General features: G+C 34.9%; 15 protein-coding genes. All 15 read right to left on the bottom strand.

The genetic code is table 11. From position 1 onward, the window contains the following. Nucleotides 1–185: 185 nt before the first annotated feature. The 15 genes from H611_RS0100960 to H611_RS0101035 all read right to left on the bottom strand — a co-directional run bounded on the left by H611_RS0100960 (nucleotide 186) and on the right by H611_RS0101035 (nucleotide 22832). The gene (locus H611_RS0100960; RefSeq protein ID WP_027136583.1) at nucleotides 186–1070 is read right to left on the bottom strand and encodes a T9SS type A sorting domain-containing protein; all 885 of its coding nucleotides are present in this window, start codon (nucleotides 1068–1070) and stop codon (nucleotides 186–188) included. A gap of 245 nt (nucleotides 1071–1315) precedes the next feature. Continuing rightward, entirely contained in the window at nucleotides 1316–4111 is a 2796-nt protein-coding gene (locus tag H611_RS0100965) for a sugar-binding domain-containing protein (RefSeq protein WP_027136584.1), read from the bottom strand. A gap of 68 nt (nucleotides 4112–4179) precedes the next feature. Further along, nucleotides 4180–4479, bottom strand: a complete 300-nt coding sequence (locus H611_RS14390) for an MFS transporter (protein ID WP_027136585.1) — start codon at nucleotides 4477–4479, stop codon at nucleotides 4180–4182. A 424-nt stretch (nucleotides 4480–4903) separates the two neighbouring features. After that, on the bottom strand, nucleotides 4904–6514 hold the full coding sequence (locus H611_RS0100980) for a sulfatase (protein ID WP_027136586.1): 1611 nt from the start codon (nucleotides 6512–6514) through the stop codon (nucleotides 4904–4906). A gap of 2 nt (nucleotides 6515–6516) precedes the next feature. Beyond that, the gene (locus tag H611_RS14950; RefSeq protein WP_262486394.1) at nucleotides 6517–6648 is read right to left on the bottom strand and encodes a hypothetical protein; all 132 of its coding nucleotides are present in this window, start codon (nucleotides 6646–6648) and stop codon (nucleotides 6517–6519) included. Nucleotides 6649–6772: 124 nt separating this feature from the next. Further along, on the bottom strand, nucleotides 6773–9937 hold the full coding sequence (locus H611_RS0100985) for a glycoside hydrolase family 2 TIM barrel-domain containing protein (RefSeq protein WP_035483115.1): 3165 nt from the start codon (nucleotides 9935–9937) through the stop codon (nucleotides 6773–6775). Nucleotides 9938–10423: 486 nt separating this feature from the next. Continuing rightward, entirely contained in the window at nucleotides 10424–12682 is a 2259-nt protein-coding gene (locus H611_RS0100990; RefSeq protein ID WP_051238676.1) for a GH92 family glycosyl hydrolase, read from the bottom strand. 8 nt (nucleotides 12683–12690) lie between these two features. After that, a complete protein-coding gene (locus tag H611_RS0100995; RefSeq protein ID WP_027136589.1) occupies nucleotides 12691–15024 on the bottom strand; it encodes a GH92 family glycosyl hydrolase in 2334 nt (777 codons plus the stop codon). A 117-nt stretch (nucleotides 15025–15141) separates the two neighbouring features. Further along, the gene (locus H611_RS0101005; RefSeq protein WP_027136590.1) at nucleotides 15142–15375 is read right to left on the bottom strand and encodes a hypothetical protein; all 234 of its coding nucleotides are present in this window, start codon (nucleotides 15373–15375) and stop codon (nucleotides 15142–15144) included. A gap of 314 nt (nucleotides 15376–15689) precedes the next feature. Next, complete coding sequence (locus tag H611_RS0101010) at nucleotides 15690–15959, bottom strand: hypothetical protein (RefSeq protein ID WP_027136591.1); 270 nt, start codon at nucleotides 15957–15959, stop codon at nucleotides 15690–15692. An 80-nt stretch (nucleotides 15960–16039) separates the two neighbouring features. After that, nucleotides 16040–18280 (bottom strand): GH92 family glycosyl hydrolase, encoded by a 2241-nt coding sequence (locus H611_RS0101015; RefSeq protein ID WP_051238686.1) that lies wholly within the window; start codon nucleotides 18278–18280, stop codon nucleotides 16040–16042. Nucleotides 18281–18317: 37 nt separating this feature from the next. Next, on the bottom strand, nucleotides 18318–19631 hold the full coding sequence (locus H611_RS0101020; RefSeq protein WP_027136593.1) for a sugar MFS transporter: 1314 nt from the start codon (nucleotides 19629–19631) through the stop codon (nucleotides 18318–18320). 28 nt (nucleotides 19632–19659) lie between these two features. Then, entirely contained in the window at nucleotides 19660–20784 is a 1125-nt protein-coding gene (locus tag H611_RS0101025) for a putative glycoside hydrolase (RefSeq protein WP_169515972.1), read from the bottom strand. A gap of 1 nt (nucleotide 20785) precedes the next feature. Then, on the bottom strand, nucleotides 20786–21865 hold the full coding sequence (locus H611_RS0101030) for a carbohydrate-binding family 9-like protein (protein WP_035483118.1): 1080 nt from the start codon (nucleotides 21863–21865) through the stop codon (nucleotides 20786–20788). 1 nt (nucleotide 21866) lies between these two features. Then, entirely contained in the window at nucleotides 21867–22832 is a 966-nt protein-coding gene (locus H611_RS0101035) for a glycoside hydrolase family 130 protein (protein ID WP_027136596.1), read from the bottom strand. Nucleotides 22833–22836 lie beyond the last annotated feature (4 nt).

A 22836-nucleotide genomic window follows, 5' to 3' on the forward strand; every position in this document is an offset into this window, starting at 1 on the left:
TATTTACATACATTTTGTATTGTAATAAATTAAACATGGTACTATTTTTTAAGCATTTAATTCCATAAATGGCAAATGCTTTAACAAAAAAATGCTTAACTATTAGCTCTAAACTCTAGTATTTAAAGAACTAATAATTAAGCACCTTTCGTACCCAGCTAAAATTATTTAGCTAATACAGGTCATTAATTTTTTATTAATCTTTTAATATTTGAAGATCCATCTTCCCCTAAAACTTTAACAAAATACAGACCTGTAGATAACTTACTAATATCATAGGTGTTATCTGTTATTTTATTAACATTTCTAACAACCGAACCTAATGCATTATATACAGAAACGTTAGAAACACGCGTATTGTTTGATACCGTTACAGTAAACTCAGATTGTGCAGGATTAGGATATAAAGAAATATTGTTGTTTAACTCAAATTTTGAGTTACTCAATAATGGGTTGCTGTCTAAAATTTGGATTTGATCCAAGTAGCCAGCTACCGTTGAAGAAAGTACCTTCCCTGCTGGATCATTAACAAACCCCGCATCAGGATAAAACTCCATTCTATATAAAGTACCAAGAGTAAAAAACGTTGCATTTCCATCATCCTTAATCTCAAAAACAATTTCTTGCCATTCCCCTAAGTTATTATTATCATAAGCATTAAGGGCTCTTACTATTACACCCGCGCCCCTTGTAACATCATCAGTAGCATTAAATCGAAAGGCTATATCAGGTTGCGCAGTATATAACACCATCACACTTACAAATTTAGTATCTGAAGATCCTATAACCATATCAGGGTTCACATCAATCCCTTGATATATAGGCCACTTTGAATCATCTAGCCTATTCATTTTAAGACAATTAGCTGTTGTATTTAAACCCGTTGGATTAGGGTTTGCCACTACTTCCGTTGCTATCCACCCCTCTTGAGAAGGGACATTATTATTCGCAATTCCAGATTCATGCAACGAATAAGGTGCTGCACCATCAAAATCTTCAACATTCACCTGCCCAAAGGCAAATATTGAGCATAGTAAAAATAATCCGTTCAATAAAGTAATTTTTTTCATAATTTATGTATTTAAATAGTTATTAAAATTGTTATTCGAGGGTTAAAATTTTATGTTATCAAATTACATAAATATACTAAAAAAAAGCGTTGAATAAATCGTCTTAAACAGGGGGTGTTTTGGTTGAACTTTAGCGCATTGTGTATTATACCGGTTAAAACTCGCAGTTAATCGTATTTTAATATAATAAGCCTATATCCATAATGCTTTTCTTGAAGTAAATTTAGCGTACCTCCAAAGCTCATTTAGTCATAAATATCTTCAGTTGAAAATGCATCCTGCTTTTTAGACAATTCTATTTTTTTCAAATCATCAAAAGAAATTAATTTCTCTGGATTAAAAGATTCTCCTGACATATATTCTAACAAACTACATCTTAATTGTCTGGCAACTGGTCTATTCTTTAAATTCGACATGAGGTCGATAGAAGAGAAAACGAGTTTGCCAGTTCCTACTTTAGCTTCAAATACATTCGCCAAATGATGATTTGTTACAAAATTGTCTATAACACGCACTATTGGCGTTACATCTAACGCATCTGTTATTATAGATTTTGAATTAATACATAAATCCCACCATTGCCAATCTGTATGGGTATCTGTTGGGAAGTTATTAAATGCCGGATGCTTATCATCTACCAATAATCCCATGGTTGCTGGTTGATTTGGGAAATGCACCGGGCTCCAAAATACCGGAACAAAACGCCCCTGTATACCTTCTAAAGTTTTATAGTCTGGATTTAATAACACCGTCTTGCCTTCATTCAATGCCAACGACGCCTTTTCAAAAGAAGATGTCACTACTATACCGTCTTTTTCGGTTGTTACCTCATTAGGATATACCCAAACATGCCATGAGTTTTTATACTTGGTATTTTCAAGAGTAACTTCTACTTTTAGTTTTTTAGCCGTATAAGTATCCACTTTAAAGCTGATATCTCCTAAATCAAGATTATTCCCTATCAATAAATTCACATTACTAATAGTATTAGTATAAAGGACCTTATTATTTTCATCTGAAACCGTCCAATTAATAACCTGATTTTTTAAAGGCTTAAAGAAATTAGCCACCTCTATAGAAGCATTAAAAGTTTCACCGCTCTCATAAACTGCCTTGTCAAATCTTACTAATGGCACCAGTTCACTATTAAACTCACTAAATTCTTCGGCTGAAATAACTCCTTTAGATTCCCAAAACGCATTTAGCAATCCTACCAAGGCCGTACCCTGCCCAGGAAAATCTTGAAGTTGAAGCAATTGGAATCCATCAAAACTCGGCGTTTTTAAAGCACGTTCAATTTCTTCTTTATAAAGAAGCGCCGCCAGTTTACCTGAGTTATAGGTGAAATCTGGAGCTAATTCGAGTAAGCCTTTCTTTTCAAGATCATTTTTAACCGCTATAAAATTAAGAGGTTTCAGAACACCTGTATATTTTTCTATTTCACTCATATCCGGATATACCGAATATTGCCCAATTTCATGAGATATTAAAGGAATTTCTAAATGCGCACTTTCAGAAGAATAATCGGCATTAAAATGAGGTGACTTAGTATTAAAAATTCCTTGACCTCGAATCCAGCCTTTGTCTGTCCACTGCGATATAAAAAATTCGTCTTCAGGCTCTGGTCTTATTCCCATAGGTCTTTGAAATGAAAAAGAAGTTGTAGCATACAAATGCCTGTTATCCTTTGCTTTTAACCCGGTTACCATACTGTTTAATACATCAGGATCTCCCTCCAGCTCATTCCCTAATGTCATTAAAACAAAGGAAGGGTGATTTCCATAATCTCTTATTATTTTATCGGCTTCATTATTTAAGAAATCAACTGTTTTGGCATCGTGACCTACTTCTAAACTCCATTGAGGCAGCTCCACCTGACAGTAAAGTCCAGCTTCATCAGCCGCATCAAAAGCAGCTTTAGGCGGACACCAAGAGTGAAATCTTAAATGATTTAAACCATAAGCCTTAGCTTGTTTAATAAGCTTAGCCCAATCAGCTTTTTGCATAGGTGGGTATCCTGTTAATGGAAAAATAACACACTCTAAATTTCCACGTAAAAATATACGGTTTCCATTTAATGTTAGGTCTCCTTTAGTGTAACTAATATCTTTATATCCAAATCGTGTTTTAACACTTCCAGATTTACAAGTAATAATCATATCATACAAGGCAGGATTAAACTCATCCCAATACGCTAATCCTTCGGGTCTATTTATCTCAAAACTGATTGTTTTCCCACTAATATCTCCAATTTTTACTTTTTCATTTAAAACAACCTCATTATTAACCGATTTAATTTCACAATTAACAATATCCTCAAGAGGTGTATCCAAATCAAATGTAACTATCAATTTATTAGCACTAAAATCAGGGTAAACTTGAAGATTTGTTGGATTGTTTTGTTTGCATACCTTTAAAACCATCTCTCCTAAAATACCATTCCATTTTATTTGAGTATGATTGGTATAAGCGTGAGCCATATCCTGATTCTCCTTTATTGGATATCTAGGCCCAGCAACATTTATCTCTGGATATTTATTTGAATTATCAATACAAATGGTTAGAAGATGTTTTCCTGGAGTGATATACTTTGTTAAATCATAATCGTGACTACCTATTAAACTATTTTCTGTCCCTACAAGATTCCCGTCTATATAAACCGAAGATTCCCAAATAATACGTTCTAAACTTAATGTAATAACCTCACCTTTCCATGAGCTAGGTATGCTTATTTCCTTTTGATACCATGCCTTACCAATGTATTGATACTTCCTTGTTAAGTTGGACATCACATAATTGTTTATAGCTGGCTTCAAAGTATTTGCTTTTCCAATTCCTACATCATCTAAAGTACCTGGAAGATTTATCTTTATACCAGAAAATTTGTCGGCTGCCCAATTATTTCGAACCCCGATATTGGTAGAATCCAATTTAACTTCCCATTTGCCTGATAAGGAAATCTCTTTAAGCTTTGGCGATTTGCAACTGGTAAAAAATAAAAGTGTTATGATTAATATCAATAAAAAACGGAATGACTTCATGTTTGTATTTTTATTTATTATTCCAGGGAATTAGTCTAAATTATTCTTTAATTCAATATCACCACAACCTAAATCATCATATAAATATGGGATATATTGGGAAAGTTCAAAAGAACCATCCCAATTATTAAAATTGGTTTAATTTTAGTGCTTCTTAAATCGGATAACTTCACTTTACTAGCACCACATTCCTTAAGCGTTAACTCTATATTGCTGAGTTCTTGCTTAGCATAGGTCACTTCACCTATTTTTTCCAATACATTTTCGGCAAATTCATTCTTATCAATCTTAACTAAAAATCTTGGACTTTTTGGAACAATAAACATTAATGCAAAGAAAAAAACCGGAACTAGTTCTGCCCATTCCAAGACACTCAAATCATTTCCGAACTATTATTATCCGGTCTAGTATCTGCTATAAAACAATTAGCTAATTGAGCTGTCAGAATACCAATAACCATTGTAAGTTAGTTGATAGCGACGAACTGCCCTCTGTATTATGCTGGAGTAATCTCTGCTATGCACATAGGAGCTAACTTAGACGCTAAACCTATAATAATAATTAAAAATACATCCTATAAGCGCACTACTACTCATTGCCCAATCTTGCTATGTTGGCATGGCACTAATGTCAAAAAACAATTCATAAAACGGTTTCGAACCTCCAATAACTACCCTGTCATAGCCAAATAAAAATACACCCATAGCTGATACTAAGGCTAAAAACAGAAGATATAAAAAATTTAATTTTGTATTTTCTCTAACAGGGTCGTTAATGCTTTATTATTATTCTTTAATCTATTGTTGATAAACTGCTATTATACCAATCTTCATTAGGTTTGAAATCTTCACTTAAGAAATCACTACGCTGCTTTTCTAACCATTGCACAAGATCTTTCTTTCTGTATTCATGCTGCTTTTTAGCCTGTTGCTCATCAAAATTTGGATTAACCTCTGGAAGTTCTGCTTTGGTTTCTACTAAGAAGGCATCTAACTCCGCTTTTAATTTATTTACAACCTCAAGATTATCCTTAGACACATCATTCTTTTCAGATGGATCATTTGATAAATTGTATAATTCATTACGACCATCTTCATAATAATGAATTAATTTCCAGTTATCTCTTCTAATAATACTAGAAGGTTCACCTCCCTGGTTTCCGTAATGTGGATAATGCCAGAATAAGGCTCGACTATCCATAGATTCACCTTTTAATAAAGGCACTAAACTGCGTCCATCTAACTTCTGAGTTGGTGTTACATCTACGCCAGCTAAATCTAATAATGTTGGGTAAAAATCAATTCCTGAAACTGGGTAATCAACTTTCTTAGGTGTATTTTTTAATGTTGGTACTTTCATTAGATATGGCTCTCTAATACCACCTTCCCATTGGTAACCTTTACCTCCTCTTAATGGTAAATTTGATGTCGAAAATGCATCTCCACTAGCAACACCTCCATTATCTGAAGTAAATACCACAATAGTATTATCATCTAAACCTAATTCTTTCAACCTGTTCAAAACTAATCCTACCGCATCATCCATAGTTTCTACCAAACCGGCATATAAAGGGTTGTCTTGCTTTACACGAATAGGAAGTACACGTTCCATTTCAAATCCAACATCAGCAATACCTTGCTCATCAGCCTTATCTCTATATTTTTTCCATTTTTGCTCGGTAGTTTGAATAGGAGCATGAACTGCATAAAATGATAAGTAAGCAAAAAATGGTTCATCTTTATTTTCAGTAATAAAGTCTGCCGTTTCTTGAGCTAAACGCATTGTAAGACTCTCTCCTTCATACTTATAATCCAATTTAGGATTGCTCCAAGGCGCATAATACCCACCTTTAGGACTTCCAACTTCCCATCCACCTTTATTTACATCAAAACCGTTGCTTTCTGGATTCGCTGGATCGTCACCAACGTGCCATTTACCAGCAAAAAAGGTTTTATACCCACCGGCTTTCATAGCTTCTGCCAACGTCACATCTTCATCTTTAATGGCATGCACATATTGAGCTGGTAATACTTTGTTATTACTTCTTTTCGCCCACTCTTCACCTGCAAGTGCTCCAATCCAATCTGTAATACCATGACGCGCTGGGAACTGACCTGTTAAAAGACTCGCTCTGGACGGGCTACATACCTGACAAGCCGCATATCCCTGTGTAAATTCGACACCCTCTGATGCAATACGATCTATATTTGGAGTTTCATAATAATTGCTTCCTGCATAACTTAGGTCATGAGCACCCAAATCATCTGCTAAAATAAATAAAACGTTTGGCTTTTGATTTTCTACACTCGGCAATTCCTGATTACTCTTAACTTTGCACCCACATATAGTTAGAAATGTAAAGCAAAGAGAACCAAACAAACTGAAACTGTTACTAATTTTCATTTTTATTCTTTATTTAATTTTAATGTTCCTGTTAATGTACTTATTGATCTTGGCTCCAAAACAACATCTATTTCTTGTTGTGTTTCCTGTTTCAATTTTTTTGTTTTAGAAGTCACGTATACTATCAATCTCATAATTAGGAAAGTTTATATTATGTGCTTCATCAGCATAATTAATTGCCACAACAACAACCTGTGCTGTTTCCTTATTTATAATAGGCCAAAATCATAACATCTTTATATTGCTCCCTATAACACCTTATTTCTTAGCTGAAATAGGTTTCATAGAAAACGAATAGCTGTATTCTTTATCAGTTAAACGATATTCTGGGTGTGTCCATGCTCCCCAACTATTATCACCACCAACGCCCATTTGCATGTAATCAATATCTATTGACGTTAAATCACGAGGCTTCACATCGGTTGTATGTCTGTTTATAACCTCAACCCCAGGAACCTGACGCCCATCTGTGCGCTCTGTACTTTCAAAATCCTCCATAATATTATGGTGAGCACTAACCTCTAATAGCGGCTTTCCTTCAAATAATAAACCCTTACCATCTTTATCTGTGATAGAGACCCATCTTACGTCAGTTTTATTACCATTTTCCTGCGGACGTATGTAAGCCCAATATTGGTCTGCAACACTACCACTATATATCCCAACAAGCGCACTTGTTTTTCGATCTTGATAAGATTCGTGAGGACCTCTACCATACCATGTCATTTGATCAAAACTGCGTGGCATCACTAAATTCATACCCATTTTTACAATTTCCGGAAGGTCATCCTGTGCCATTTTAAAATGATTGGCCACCTCAACCTCACCTGAAGCATAAACCAAATAACTTGATTTATAATCGGCTATTTTACCTTTTTCTCCATCAACTAAATCAAAGTTAAAAGTAACAGTAACGGTATTGTTATTTAACTTTTTCACTACGGCAGTAGTTACTTTTCTCTGCTCTCCAGCCTTTCTCCAAATACGACTTCTTTTATATAGGTTATTTCCAAAATCGTTATCTACAGGCGCTCGCCAAAAATCTGGAATTGGACCACTGATTAGTAATTCTTCCCCTTCAACTTTATAGCTTGAAATAACGCCGGCTGTTTTATCGAAGCTTAATGAAAAGTTTTCACCTGTAATAACTGCAGTAGCATCACTATCTTCAAGTGTTATGTCTGGGAATTCCGTATTGTCTTTCTTTGCAGCTTTTTTATAAATAGGTAAAGCAAATTGTTCGCTAGCCATTACAGTTCCTGCATCAAGTAAACCAGAACTGTTTTTTAATTTTGCATGTATATTTAACAAATATTCCACTCCTGGTTTTACCTCAAATTCAAATGGTACTTCTATTTGTTTTGTTTCGTTCGGTAGTAACTCAAAATTTTCAATTTCACCTTCTGAAACTGATATACCATCTCCTATAATTTCCCAAGAAAAATTAAACCTAGACAGATTTAAAAATGCATACTTATTTTTTATTTCAACTACCCCATTTTTTAAATCTACGGCGTTAAATTTAATATACTGATACACCTTTTTCACTTCAAGAAGATGTGGTTTCACGCCTCTGTCCGGATCAACCAAACCGTTGTTACAGAAATTCCCATCTGATGGCACATCTTTTGGTCCAAAATCTCCACCATACGCCCAGAATTCTTCTCCTGCTTCATTAGTAGTTAATAAACCTTGGTCTACCCAATCCCATATAAAACCACCTTGTAATACATCATATTTCTCAATTAAATCCCAATAGTCTTTAAGATTCCCTACACTATTCCCCATGGCATGGGCGTACTCACATTGAATTAATGGCTTATCTGCTTTTACCTTTGCAAAGCTTTCCATGCTTTCCATGCTAGCATACATAGGACAATATATATCTGTGTTTTCCCCGCCATGAGCTTGCTCGTATTGTACAGGCCTTGTAGTATCAATAGATTTCAAGTAATTATAGGTTGCCATAAAGTTTACACCATTACCTGCTTCATTACCTAAGGACCAAATTATAATACAAGGTTGGTTTTTATCACGTTGGTACATATTAACCGTACGATACATATGAGCTTCTTTCCAATCTTCGTTCTTGGCCAGAGACTCTTCTCCATATCCCATCCCATGTGATTCTATATTAGCTTCATCAACGATATATAAGCCATATTTGTTACATAATTGATACCATAATTCTTGGTGTGGGTAATGTGACGTTCTAACAGCATTGATATTATGAGCTTTCATACGTTTTATATCTAATAGCATGGTTTCTTTATCCACCACATGTCCCGTTTTATCATGGTGTTCATGCAAATTTGTACCCTTTACATAAACGTATTTTCCATTTACTCTTAATGTATTATCTATAATTTCTATACTTCTAAAACCAACATCCTGACGGATCACTTCCAATATATTGTTGCCATCTTTTAAAGTAATAATTAGCTCATAAAGGTTAGGGATTTCTGCCGACCATTGCTTTACATTAGGGATTTCTGCATCAAACTTTACCGAAGTAGCTGAAGTAGTTTCTGAAAATTCTTTCACCACTTCATTATTATCTAAAAGCACTGCTTCAACTGTTAGTTCTCCATCATTTTGAAATTCGGTTTCTAGAGAAAAAAGTCCATTGGTATAGGTGTCATTCAAACTTGACCCCACCTTAAAATCTTTTAAACTTTTATGACCTCTAGCTACTACATACACATCACGGGTTATTCCACTCAACCTCCAAAAGTCCTGATCTTCAAGGTAAGAAGCATCACTCCATCTAAAGATTTCCACTGCCAAGGTGTTTTCTCCTTCTTTTAAGTATTTCGTAATATTAAATTCGGCAGGCGTTTTACTATCTTCGCTATATCCAACAAATTGTTCGTTTACCCAAACATTCATAGCCGATGAAACCGCTCCAAAATGAAGAACGACATCCTTTCCATCCCATTCCTTAGCCACTTTAAAAGTACGCTTGTATGAACCTACAGGATTATAATCCTCATTAATTAGCGGCGGTGTTTTGCCGTGTGGATACTTCACATTAGTATAAATAGGGTAATCAAATCCTTCTGTTTCCCAATTTGCAGGTACTTTTATGGTATCCCAATCGCGTGTATCGAAATCATCTTTAAAAAACCAAACTGGTCTTTCTTTTAAATTTTTAGAAATATTAAATTGCCAAATCCCATTGAGTGATTGAACAAGTGGAGACTGCCATTTATCGTCTAAACGTGCTTGTTCTAAAGAACTATATGGAATAAAATAGGCATGAGGCTCTTCTTTGTTTATTTCAAAAATTTGAGGCGTTTCCCAAGGTTTCGGATTTGGTTCTTCAAATGGAATATTTGAATAATCCTTGTATTTTTGACAAGAAGCTAAAATAATTAAGCTGAAAATAAGATAAGAATATCGATTTATTCGTTTAAAATTCATAAAAAAGAAATTAAAATTTAAGCATAAGCTTTTAAAAATATAATATTTATTCCAAATACTTGATTTGCAGTTCTAAAAAACACACCTAGACCAAATTAAGTTACACATTTTTCAACATTTTACTACACAACAAATTTGGTAAGCACAATATAACACAATGTGCATTTTTATTTAATTCACTTACAGAAAAGAACAAAATCTGCTCTTGTTTCCTTTCAGTCTCCTTAGTTTCGTCTAAATGCTTTAAACATAACAAGCATAGAAAAAGATAGCTTAAGACTGAAAAATAAATACAGTTCATTTTTCACGCAAATGACGTTAATCTAATAAATCGCAATTTCTTCTTTTTCCATAACTATTATATGTGATATATTATGCATTTATATGTGACATATTATGCATTATATACAATATATTGTGATATAATGGTAGCCAATTAAAACAGTAGTCTTTTTTCTATTTTTTAAATAATATCTTTCATTATTTTTAATTTTGAATAATTTTAAGATGACCACTGGTCAATAAATCTTCATGACTTACAAAATATTTTTTATGCCTAGCTCCATCTAACTCAATATATTTTATGGAGCCACCTGAATTTTTAACACGTTCTATTCTGAGTTCTTTGTTACTATAATATTTAGAATCTAATTGAATCGTTATTTTGTCAAAAACAGGTGTTACAATAGTATACAAAGGCTCTCCCGGCACTACAGGATAAATTCCCATCATAGAAAACACTACCCACGCCGACATAGTTCCTGTATCATCATTACCTGGTAAACCGTCAGGTGAATTCTTAAAATATTTTCTCGCCAGTTCTTGTACTAATTTCTGCGCACGGTACTCTTCACCACTCACATAATTAAACAAATATGGATAAGCTATATCTGGTTCATTAGCCATATCGAACCTATCGGTATCAAAAACTTTTTGAAGCTGTTTCGTAAATGACTTATCTCCCCCAATTAACTTTTTTAAACCATTAATATCATACGATTGCATAAAGGTATACTGCCAAGCATTACCCTCAATAAACCCAACATTTTCTGTAAAATTGGCCCCGGCATCTGAATCAAAGGGTTCATACCAACTACCATCATGATTTATAGGTCTAAGCAATTTCAAATCGGTATCTAACAGCTTTCTGTAAGACAACGAACGCTTGAAAAACCTTTTATAGTCATCATTTTTCCCTAAAGCTTTGGCCATTAGTGAAATTGCGTAATCTGCAATATTGTACTCTTGGGTTGTTGAGACTGACCCCTTACTTAGCGTTGTTAAGTATCCTTTTTCAAGATAATCTTTTAACCCTGGACGTAATGGGTTTTCAGTGATTTGGTCGGCACTCTTTAACATCGCTTTATAAGCCTTATCAACATCGAAATCATGAATACCCTTTAAATAAGTATCTGTAATGACAATACTAGCCGGATCTCCAACCATCGTAAACGTTTCTGTTGAATTCAACTCCCATTTCGGTAGCCAGCCATTCTCTTCGTACATACCCAACATAGAATTAATCATATCTAACTGTTGTCTTGGATAAGCTAACGACATTAATTGATGTAAATTTCTATACGTATCCCATAAAGAAAACACCGTATACCGATTTCCTTTTGCAGTGCCTATTTTACCCGTTTTAATCTCCGGAAACTCTCCGTTAACATCGTTAAATATGTTTGGATGAATTAACGTATGATATAAAGCGGTATAAAATATTGCTTTCTCATCATGAGTTCCTCCTTCTACTTGAATTCTCGATAATAACGAATTCCATTTGTCATAAGTTTCACTATATATATCAACAAAAGTTTTGCCTCCAGATTCTTCCACTAGATTTGCCCTTGCATTCTCAATACTGACATAAGACACCCCTATTTTTACTTCAACTATTTCTGATTTATCAAAATAATAAGAAAAATAAGCACCAATACTATCTCCAACAACAGCTCTCGTAGCATTCTCCATAATGCGAGTCTTTCCATTGTAGCCCATCCATTGAGCTTCCAAACCGTTGTATTCTGGAAGTGACTTCCAAACCCCAAATTTTTGAGCAGGTCTAGAAAATTTAGCCACAAAATATACAGGATAAGCATCTTCCGGACTATTGTAACAAAAAGACCCTACCGTACGTAGGCCTTCAATCTCAGTAGGTGAGACTATTTTAACCATTGCCCCCTGCTCATTTGTAAGTCCTAAACCTAGGTTCAGTAAAATATTAGATTCCCCCTTTGGAAAAGAAATTCTACTAACACCTACACGCTCTGAAGCCGTTAATTCAACCTTAGTTTTGTATTTATCTAGTTCAACACTATAGTACCCTGTTTTAGCAATTTCATTTGAGTAAGTTGTTCCATACTTTAAATGATTTGTTTCCAAAACTCCGGTAGTCGGCATCAATAATAACACTCCTAGATCTGGACACCCAACACCACTTAAATTAACATGCGAAAAACCAGTTAAAAACGTATTTTCATTGACATATGGGGTAGACAACCACTGACTATCCTTTTCTAAAGGATTCTTAGAACCAGCAACATTAAATGGACTTACACTAGCCATACCTCTTGGCGCAATTGGTCCAGGAAATGTTGCTCCATAATTTGATGTTCCTATAAACGGATTAACATAATCGGCCACATATTCTTGAGCTTGTAGTAATTGAAAAATAAAACAAAAAACACCTAAAACACAAACTTTACTGTGTTTAGGAAAAATAAATTTTACAGGAATCAATAACATTTTTAAGTTTAATTCTTATTTAAAGGTTCATTACTATATGAATATGGTACATTTTCAGGTTTACTGCCCCAGGTTGTATTGGGTTTATGCGACAATTTGAATTCTAAAACACCTCCGCTTTGAATAGTTTCATAATCTAAATATGTATTGTCATAAGTTTTTTTATTTAATTCTACTGACTGAATATAAAAATTATCTTTTGAATTATTTTCAGAATGAACCTCAAAAATGTTTCCATTTTCAAGATGTAGTCTTATCTTTTTAAATAAAGGGCTTCCAATAACATACTGGTTTACCCCTGGAGTAACAGGATAAAATCCAAGTGAACTAAAAACGTACCAAGCAGATGTTTGTCCATTATCTTCATCTCCACAATATCCATCTGGTGTAGCCGCATATAGTTTCGTTAAAACTTCTCGCACATACTTTTGAGTTTTAAAAGGTTCTCCTGCATAATTATATAAGTAAATCATGTGCTGAATAGGCTGATTACCGTGTGCATAATTTCCCATATTAACCACCTGCATTTCTCTTATTTCATGGATAGTATGCCCGTAATATGAATCGTCAAATTTGGGGGGCATTGTAAAAACACCATCTAGTTTTGAAATAAACGCTTTGTTACCCCCCATCAACTCGATAAGCCCTTGTACATCGTGAAAAACGGACCAAGTATAATGCAAGCTATTACCCTCGGTAAAGGCATCGCCCCATTTTAGAGGATTGAATGGTGATTGAAACGTTCCGTCTTCATTTTTACCACGCATTAAGCCTGTTGAAGCATCGAAAAGATAATTATAATTTAACGATTGTTTTTCGAACTGTTTAGCAACATCTATGTTACCGAGTTTTTTGGCCATTTCGGCAATAGTGAAATCGGCAAAAGCATATTCTAGCGTTCGAGCTGCATTTTCGTTTATACCAACATTATATGGTACGTACCCCAAAGCATTATAATAATTTAATCCAGCACGCCCAACAGAATTTACCGGACGCCCTTCTTCTGTTGTTGCATTTTTCAGCATCGCTTCAAACAAGACAGCTACATCATTCTCTTTTACATTTCCTTTTAAAAAGGCATCAGCTATAATTGGAGCTGAATTGGAACCAATCATACAATCACGGTGTCCAGGACTTGCCCATTCTGGCAACCAACCTGATTCTTTATAAGTATTTGCTAGCCCTTCCATGATGTGACTGTTTAATTCTAAATACATCATATTGAAAAACGGAAAAACTGCCCTGAAGGTATCCCAAAAGCCATTATCGGTAAACATATAGCCTGGTAATACTTTTCCATTATATGGACTGTAATGAACGATCTTGTTGTTTTTATCAAATTCATAAAACTTTCTAGGAAACAATAAAACGCGATACAAACAGGAGTAAAAGGTTTTAATGTGATCTAAATTATCATCTACAATTTCAATTCTATTGAACTCATTATTCCAGGCCTGTTTTGCTTTTTCTTTAGTTGCCTCAAAAGAATTATTTCCTATTTCTCTATCAAGATTTAATTTGGCTTGCTCATGACTTATAAATGATGACGCTACTTTTACGTGAACCGCTTCATTTAGTTTTGTTTTAAAACCTATAATTGCTCCTACATGATCGCCTTCGCTTAAAGTTACTCCTTCCTGTAATTTCCAGTCATCATGCCAGGTACTTGTTATTTCAAAATCATGATCGAATTCAGCAACAAAGTAATTATGAAAATTTTCAGGAACACCTCCACTATTATTTCTACAATAACCAATAATTTTACGTTCTTCTGGTATAATTTTCACCATAGACCCTTTGAAAAAAGCATCTAGTAAAATATATGATTGATCTGATTCAGGAAATGTAAATTTAAAATGTGCCGCTCTTTCGGTGGGCGTTACTTCGGCTTTCACATCGTAATCAGCTAAATACACCGAATAATGATATGGTTTTACCGTTTCCGCTTTATGCGAAAACCAAGATTCCCGCTCGTCTTCCTGAAATTTTAAATCGCCAGTTACTGCCATTAACGAAAACGCGGCGTAATCATTAATCCATGGACTTGGTTGATGGGTCTGTTTGATCCCTCGTATTTTTTTAGCATCATAGGAATAAGTCCAGCCATCCCCCATTTTTGCAGTTTGTGGTGTCCAGAAATTCATACCCCAAGGTGTGGCTATTGCCGGATACGTATTACCGTTTGATAAACTATAATCGGAATCCGTTCCCATTAACGGATTTACCAAATCGACTAAATTATCATTCTTAATCGCGTTAATCTTTTCTGCTTGTTTAGCAACATTATTGCACGAAACAAAGGTTATCAACAAAACACCTAAAAAAATATTAAATCGGTTCATCTCTTTTATTTATTTTAAGTTACTTTTTATTACTTGATTACTTCCTCGGCATCGACATACATAGCCACTTCCCCATCTAACATAAGCACTAAATCGTGTAACATTCTCATCCTGCACTTACTTTAACAAATCAATATATAACAAATCTCGCACTATACTCCAATTTAACTTTCCAACGACATCGGTTTTTAATTTAGTCCCATTACCAACTACCCATGCACGATTAACTTTATTTTTAAGCCCTTCGATTAATAACGGACCGGTTGGTTTGTTATCTACATATAGATACAAGATTATTTTATCTTTTGATAAAGGTGTATACCCAGTAAAATCACCATGAGCATTATCCACAACATTCCAATTACTCTGTTTCGTGTACCATAGAGCTATACCATCATGATATTTAGTGGTTATAAGGGTATATTATCCACCACTTTCTTAATTAACTTTCCAATATTCCGAATTATAAACCTTGCTATACTTCATATAATCATTATAGAGTATATAACCATTATGAAACGAATAGGATTCGTCAATTCCATTTACGGCATAGATTCCCTAATGAATAAATACCCCCCTGCTTGACAAGAGGTGTATTTTCTAATACTCTCTAAGTCACAACTATCTGGTGTTTTGTATTATGAAGTAAAGATGCTGAACCACAGTCACTGTTGGAAGCCATAACACAAGGATCTAAAGTAATCTTTTCCTTCTGTACCTGAATATCCACCATAACCAACACAACTAACCTTTGGCTCTGCTTCAAAATTTCCAACTCCAGCAATAATTGCCTCTAAACCTGATATGCCCGATTTAAGTTTATTCCACGCTTCCTCATTGACTATAAAACCGTGATTCCAAGTGAATATTCTGAAAGTATTTCTTTTTATCTTTGATAACAGCACTAGAAACAAATTCCTTTGTTTCTTCTTCACAACTTAAAAACGTACTAACTCCTAATGTACCCCATTCAGCTTTTTTTTATAAAATGTCCTCTGTCTCCCAAATCCATATATTATTGATATACCTTTGACGATAAGCCCATTACAAATACTTTATTATTGTTTGGCTGTGAACCCATTACGAATTGCAAGGTACCTCCATTCATAATTTCGCTATGCTTTATGTAACTCCTTGCAAGAGTCTTACCGTTTAAAGTTATAGACTGGATGTATTTATTTTTTGAAGAATTATTTTCTGCTTCGATAATAAAATCTTTTCCTGATTCTAAATGAATAATGGTTTTATCAAAAATTGGAGACCCTAAAGCATATATACCTTGGGCAGGATTAACCGGATAAAACCCAAGCGAACTTAACACATACCATGATGACATTTGTCCACAATCCTCATTTCCGCAATGTCCATCCGGTGTGTTTTTATATTGCGTTTCTATAATTGCCCTAACAATTTCTTGGGTTTTCGAGGGCTTTCCAATGTAGTTATACAAATATCCAACATGATGGCTTGGCTCATTCCCATGTGCATATTGACCTATCATGCCAGTACTAAAAATTGGTAATTTATCGCTAGGCTTTGGATCAAAACTAAACATTGAATCCAGTTTCTTTTCAAATCGCTCATACCCTACCTCTTTAATCAACCCCTCAATATTTTGAGGCACCGACCACATGTATTGCCATGCATTACTTTCACAATAGTATGGGGTATATTCTTTAGGGATGAAATCCTTTATGAACCTCCCATTATTGAGCCTAGGACGAAAAAATGTACTTTTAAAATCGTATAAATTTCTCCAATTTTCAGAGCGATTCATAAAATATTTATAATCGTCAATTTTATTTAGAGCTTTAGCAAACTGAGCTACACACCAGTCGTTATAAGCGTATTCCAGGGTTTTAGAAACCGACCAGTTTTCATGATGTTCATCAACAGGTATGTATCCCAACTTTTTATAAATATCTAATTGTCGAGAATCTACCATAGAACTAATTTTACAAGCTTCATAAGCTAATGCCGAATCAAATCCTTCTATCCCCTTAAAATAGGCGTCAGCAATTACTGGAATTGCATGATTTCCTATCATCATATTTGTTTCATTTCCCTGCATAGACCAAACAGGTAATAGTCCGGTTTCTTTATAATGCCCCAATAAAGAATTAATCATATCTGACACTCGATTCGGATGAATTATAGTATAAAGCGGATGAGCAGCCCGGTAAGTATCCCACAACGAAAAAGTATCGTAACGATTAAATCCTAAAGTCGTCATAATACTATCATTAGCACCTTTGTATTGATAATTGTAATCACTTAATAAGGTTGGTGCCAACATAGATTGGTACAGCATCGTGTAAAAAATATGCTTCTTCGTTTCATCACTTGTAAACACCTCTATCTTTTTGAGTTGCTCTTCCCAAACAGTATTAGCCTGCTTCTTATAAGTTTCAAAATTAAAATGAGGTGCTTCCTTAAGAATAGATTTATGAGCTCCATCTAAACTAGCCGTGGATAACCCTGTTTTTAATACCACCACATCTTGATCTAATGTATTATAATTTAATATAATTTTAGTATTCTTTCCTGAGGCTTCTGTGCGAACTAAAGAATCATTTAAATATAATTGATATGAGTTAAAAGGTTTAGAGACTTGAACTTTAAAATATACACGTTGATCTCTAGCCCAACCTGTAGATTTACGATAACCTTGAAGGGTACTATCATTAAGTACCTTTATATAAGTATCCGTTGGAGCATCCCAGTTTAGTGCATAACCCAAATCTATATGTATTTGAGATAAAGAATCCTTTGGGAAGGTATATTTATGAATTCCGGTTCTTTCAGTAGCGAATAATTCTACTTTAATCCCGAAATCTAATAACTCTACATCATAGAATCCTGGGGATGCAGATTCCTTATCATGTGAGAAACTCGAAAAAGGCTTGTAATTATTAGCTTCTATCCTATTAGAAAAGCGACTATTAGTAGGCATTACTAAAATATCATACAAATCGCCAGCACCTGTACCCGATAAGTGCGTATGAGAAAACCCGGAAATAATTGAATCCTGATAAAAATAACCGGCTATTCTATCCCAACCGGGTATGCCAATATCGGGGCTTAGCTGAACCATGCCAAAAGGCACAGTGGCTCCAGGATAAGTGTTTCCGGGACCATCGGTTCCAATAAACGGATTTACATAATCAACCAGCCTAACTTGCTCTAAAGGCTGCTTGCTTTCCTTACAATGCAACAGAAACAAACAAAGTAGAAATGTTAATCTGTTTATCTTCATCATTAATTCTTATTTAAGAGTTGACCTTAGTGCTACTTTAAGCCACTGTTACCTGCGATTTTCCATTTTTATAACCAAACCAAACAATGTAGGCATAACACAACACAATAAACAATAAGGCGTTTTTAAACGCCATAAGGTCGGTTAAGAGACCAAATGCTGGAGGAATAATCGCCCCACCAACAATGGCTGTACATAATAAGCCTGAGGCCTTGGGCTTTAATTCGCCAATGCCATCGATTGCCAAAGTAAAAATAGTTGGGAACATGATGGAATTGAACAAGCCCACCGCCAAAATGCTCCACATACTCACCAATCCAACGGTGCTTATAGATAATAAGATTAACGTAATTGAGATGGTTGCGAAAATAGCCAAGACTTTTCCAGGTTTTATGATTTTGGTTAAATAGGCGCCAACAAAACGCCCAACCATGGCACCCGACCAATAGAAAGTTACAAAAACACCCACCACTGCTTTATCATCTTTTTCGGTTAATCCAGAATTCAGAATGGTTTCGGCTATAGATTTCATGATGCTATTTTCCTTAATTACATTAACCAAGTTCATGTCTAAAAAGTAATTCACCAAATAACTTCCAATGGCCACTTCAGCGCCCACATAAAAAAATATTCCCAAAACACCTTGCATCAATTTTCTGTTTTTTATGGCTTCGGAATACGTTCCAGTGGATTCTTCGGAAATCATTCTCGGCAACTTGGCAAACAAAAATATAGCTGCAATAATACTGATGAATAGTGCCAAACCTAAAAATGGTGTTTGCACGGCCGATGCTTCTGTAGCTAAATAGGCTTGCTTTGAAGCACTATCGAGTACTTCAATCTCGTCCTTGTTTTTTATTACATCGCTCAAAATGAAAAAAGCCCCCACTGCCGGAGCTATGGCGGTACCCAACGAATTGAAGGCCTGTGATAAATTTAATCGGCTGGAAGCGCCTTCTTCCGATCCCAACACGGCCACAAATGGATTCGCGGCCACCTGAAGCACCGTCATACCAGCAGCCAAAATAAAATAGGCCAAAATAAAAATGCCGAAAACGCGATACGATGCCGCAGGATAGAACAGCAAACAGCCCAAGGCCATTGTTAATAAGCCTAAAATAATGCCTTTTTTATAGCCTATTTTAGATAGAATGTAACTTGCGGGAATGGAGAGCAGGAAATACGCCCCAAAAAACGCAAATTGCACCAATCCTGCCTGAAAATAGCTCAACGTAAAGAGTTCCCGTAAACGGGGAATCAAGGAATCTACCAACACGGTAATGAATCCCCATAGAAAGAACAACATAGTGAGCAAGATAAATGCAGAACGATAGGATTTTTGGTTTGACATGATTCTATTTTTATTCAGTTATTGATTTCTATTTCGCAAAACTTTCTTTAACCGCTTTGATGGTTTTTAGATACGCATCGGTAAGTTGTGGTCCATCGAAAAATGCTACGCCCTTTGCGCCATTTTTTTTGGCCAAAATGATAGCCTCCTTTAGTTCCTCGGCCGATTTGAAATCGGGCATATAAACACCACTATTCAACCCTACAGTTTTATGTTTTAAATCGGCTACGCCTTGGCCTGTTGCAAACCCTACCCAATCTACTTCTTCGTTATAAAACCCATGGTAAATCATTGGGTATACTTCGTCAATATCCCATTTATCCCAACGTTGACGCACCATATGATCTGCCATTTCAGGGTATGGAAACACGGCAGCTGTTAATCGCTTGTTATTATCATGAACTATTTTATATGCATCATTCACTACAGATTTTATAGCATTTAATCGGAAGTTTTTCCACTCCATATCTATTGAAGTATTTTTGCTTTCTAAAGGGTTTTTATGATGAATTTTTTCAAATTCACGAATACACACATCGCAGTAACAAAAGTCATATTCAGGAAGTTCTTCGTCTTGTACTAAATTGTATTTAGGAAGTAACCCTATTGGTAAAAAGATATCTGGAAAACGAATATAATCTAAATGAACGCTCTCAATACCTTCAACTTTAGCCAAGCCTTCCACCAAGCCTAGTACATGATTTCGAGATTCTTTTCTTGTTGGACACAGCCATTGATAATAGTCAACATATGGACGTGTATCAAAACACGATTTTCCTTCTTTACTTACCATATACCAATTTGGATGTTGTAATGCAATAGAGTCGCCTGGGCGATTCATCGCCATTATCCAAGCATGTACTCCCAATCCCTTTACCTTAGCCAATGGTACTAATCGTTCTAATAATTTAGGATCGGTTCCTGTGTTGATTAATACCTCATCTATACCAGCGTTGCTATATTTTTCAAATTCATTTAGGTAATCTTCATCACTTTTATCTGATTGAGCTGTAATCCAAACTCCTAATTTAAAGTTAGAATTACTTTCAACGACAGGACTTTCCCCCACCATGCTATTATCTTTATTAATATCTTTACATGCATTCGCACATAATATTAATACTAAAAGACATATTTTAGTTAATTGCTTCATTTTAATCTTTTGATATAATTTCACCATCTTCTTTTATTATTAAGGTTTTTTCTGAATAAGGACTTATTATTGAAATATTAAATCCTGTTAAATGATTGTCTATTTTTGGCTTTAAAACTTGACCGTCTACTTTTATTACTTTCGATGTTAGATTCTCTATTGATTCTGACCATTTCTTATGACGACTATAATAGTCTTTTTGAACTTTATACAAATGATATAATGCGGCCTTTACTTTTTCATCTTGAGGAATCTTAAATACATCTTGACTCCCAATCTTTTTTGATGAAAAATATACATAGCCCCAATTTTCCGGTTCATGCATATTCACAACGCCAATTGGTGACCACACCCAGTTATATTCTGGCAAGAATTTACCATTTGAATCTTTTTTACGCATATAACGTCCATTAACTAAGTCATGTTGCCAGTTTACGCGAGAAAAATTAACTCTCCAAAAAGTATCAACTGGTAGATTATCCTGAAAATATGATGTTTTTAAAGCCGCAAAAGGAATGGCTATTTCTAACACCCAACCTGTATCGATATCATTCGAATTATTTAAAGTCCCCTCAATCGCTACTGCAGATTGCAAGCCGGTAATGGTATAATCATTTAAAACAATAGAATCTTCCCGGTATGGCTTACTTAAAAATAAATCCCAAACTGTATTTAATGCGTTTATTTCTAACTCGTAATAATTAAAAGTATCGTTATCTGGATCAATGAACACCTCAAAATCGTTATTATAATAAATTATGGTATCCCTCTGTTTTAAATCTGCCCACACATGAGGTTCCTCCATCCTAGCCAAGATATAGTAATATTGATCATCCCATAGCATTTTTACCTGCGTATCGTACTGAGGTTTTCTATGGCCTTCAATATCCATAAATAAGCTCGTCCATTCCGCTTTATTCCAAGAGGTTTCAGAGTCATAGCCATCAATAACTATAGGTTCTAAAGTCTTATATGCTATGTATTGCTCAGGTGTTCTGTTCTGATTAAATTGTGCGTAGCCAACCGCATAAACGAAACTGAATACAACACACAACACCTTTATTTTAGATTGCCTTTTCAAATTATAAACTGTTATTTTTAGTAAATGCCACCACCTCGCTTAATTTTCCGAAAGCCATTGCCACTACAGTATCGGCAGCACCGTAATAAATAGCTAATTTATCTTCCTCATAATCATGTAATGCTGCACAAGGAAAAACCACATTAGGCACATCTCCCATGAGTTCGTAAGGTTCTGCCGGACCTAATAAATAGGGTTGCGTTCTGTATTTAACCTTATCTGGTTCATTTTCATCTAAAATAGCTGAACCCATGGCATATCTAAATCCATTACAGGTATTAATTACCCCATGATATATCATTAACCATCCTTCTTTTATTAGAATAGGTATGGGGCCCGCTCCTATTTTGGTACACTGCCATGCACTATCCTCAAATGGAGAAGCTTTCATTACACAACGATGCTCTCCCCAATATTTCATGTCTGGACTATAACTAATGTAAATATCACCAAATGGCGTATGCCCATTATCACTAGGACGACTTAACATGGCATATTTACCATTTATTTTCTTTGGAAATAACACTCCATTTCTGTTAAAAGGTAAAAAGGCATTTTCACACTGAAAAAACTCCTTAAAATCGAAGGTATAAGCTATACCAATGGTTGGACCGTGATAACCATTGCACCAGGTTATCCAATATCTATCTTCGATAAATACAACTCTGGGGTCATACTTATAATCGGAATCTATCATTTCGGTATTCCCAGATTTCATAACAATAGGGTTGTGATTAATATCCCAATGCACGCCATCTTTACTAAACCCAGCAAAAATATTCATTTGTATTGCTTTGTTATCACATCTAAATACTCCTGCAAAACCATCTTCAAAAGAAACTACAGCACTATTAAAAATACTGTTTGAATCAGGAATTGCATATCTATCAATAATTGGATTATGAGAGTATCTCCAGATAATCTCATTACTATGCTCCGGTCTGTCTTGCCATGGAATATTAGCCACTTTT

The organism is Gaetbulibacter saemankumensis DSM 17032 (genome assembly GCF_000425645.1).
Lineage (GTDB): Bacteria > Bacteroidota > Bacteroidia > Flavobacteriales > Flavobacteriaceae > Gaetbulibacter > Gaetbulibacter saemankumensis.

Bases quoted from the DNA above. Each gene is read 5' to 3' on its own strand.
- H611_RS0100960 (WP_027136583.1), bottom strand. From the start codon at position 1,070: ATGAAAAAAATTACTTTATTGAACGGATTATTTTTACTATGCTCAATA.
- H611_RS0100965 (WP_027136584.1), bottom strand. From the start codon at position 4,111: ATGAAGTCATTCCGTTTTTTATTGATATTAATCATAACACTTTTATTT.
- H611_RS0100980 (WP_027136586.1), bottom strand. From the start codon at position 6,514: ATGAAAATTAGTAACAGTTTCAGTTTGTTTGGTTCTCTTTGCTTTACA.
- H611_RS14950 (WP_262486394.1), bottom strand. From the start codon at position 6,648: ATGAGATTGATAGTATACGTGACTTCTAAAACAAAAAAATTGAAACAG.
- H611_RS0100985 (WP_035483115.1), bottom strand. From the start codon at position 9,937: ATGAATTTTAAACGAATAAATCGATATTCTTATCTTATTTTCAGCTTA.
- H611_RS0100990 (WP_051238676.1), bottom strand. From the start codon at position 12,682: ATGTTATTGATTCCTGTAAAATTTATTTTTCCTAAACACAGTAAAGTT.
- H611_RS0100995 (WP_027136589.1), bottom strand. From the start codon at position 15,024: ATGAACCGATTTAATATTTTTTTAGGTGTTTTGTTGATAACCTTTGTT.
- H611_RS0101015 (WP_051238686.1), bottom strand. From the start codon at position 18,280: ATGAAGATAAACAGATTAACATTTCTACTTTGTTTGTTTCTGTTGCAT.
- H611_RS0101020 (WP_027136593.1), bottom strand. From the start codon at position 19,631: ATGTCAAACCAAAAATCCTATCGTTCTGCATTTATCTTGCTCACTATG.
- H611_RS0101025 (WP_169515972.1), bottom strand. From the start codon at position 20,784: ATGAAGCAATTAACTAAAATATGTCTTTTAGTATTAATATTATGTGCG.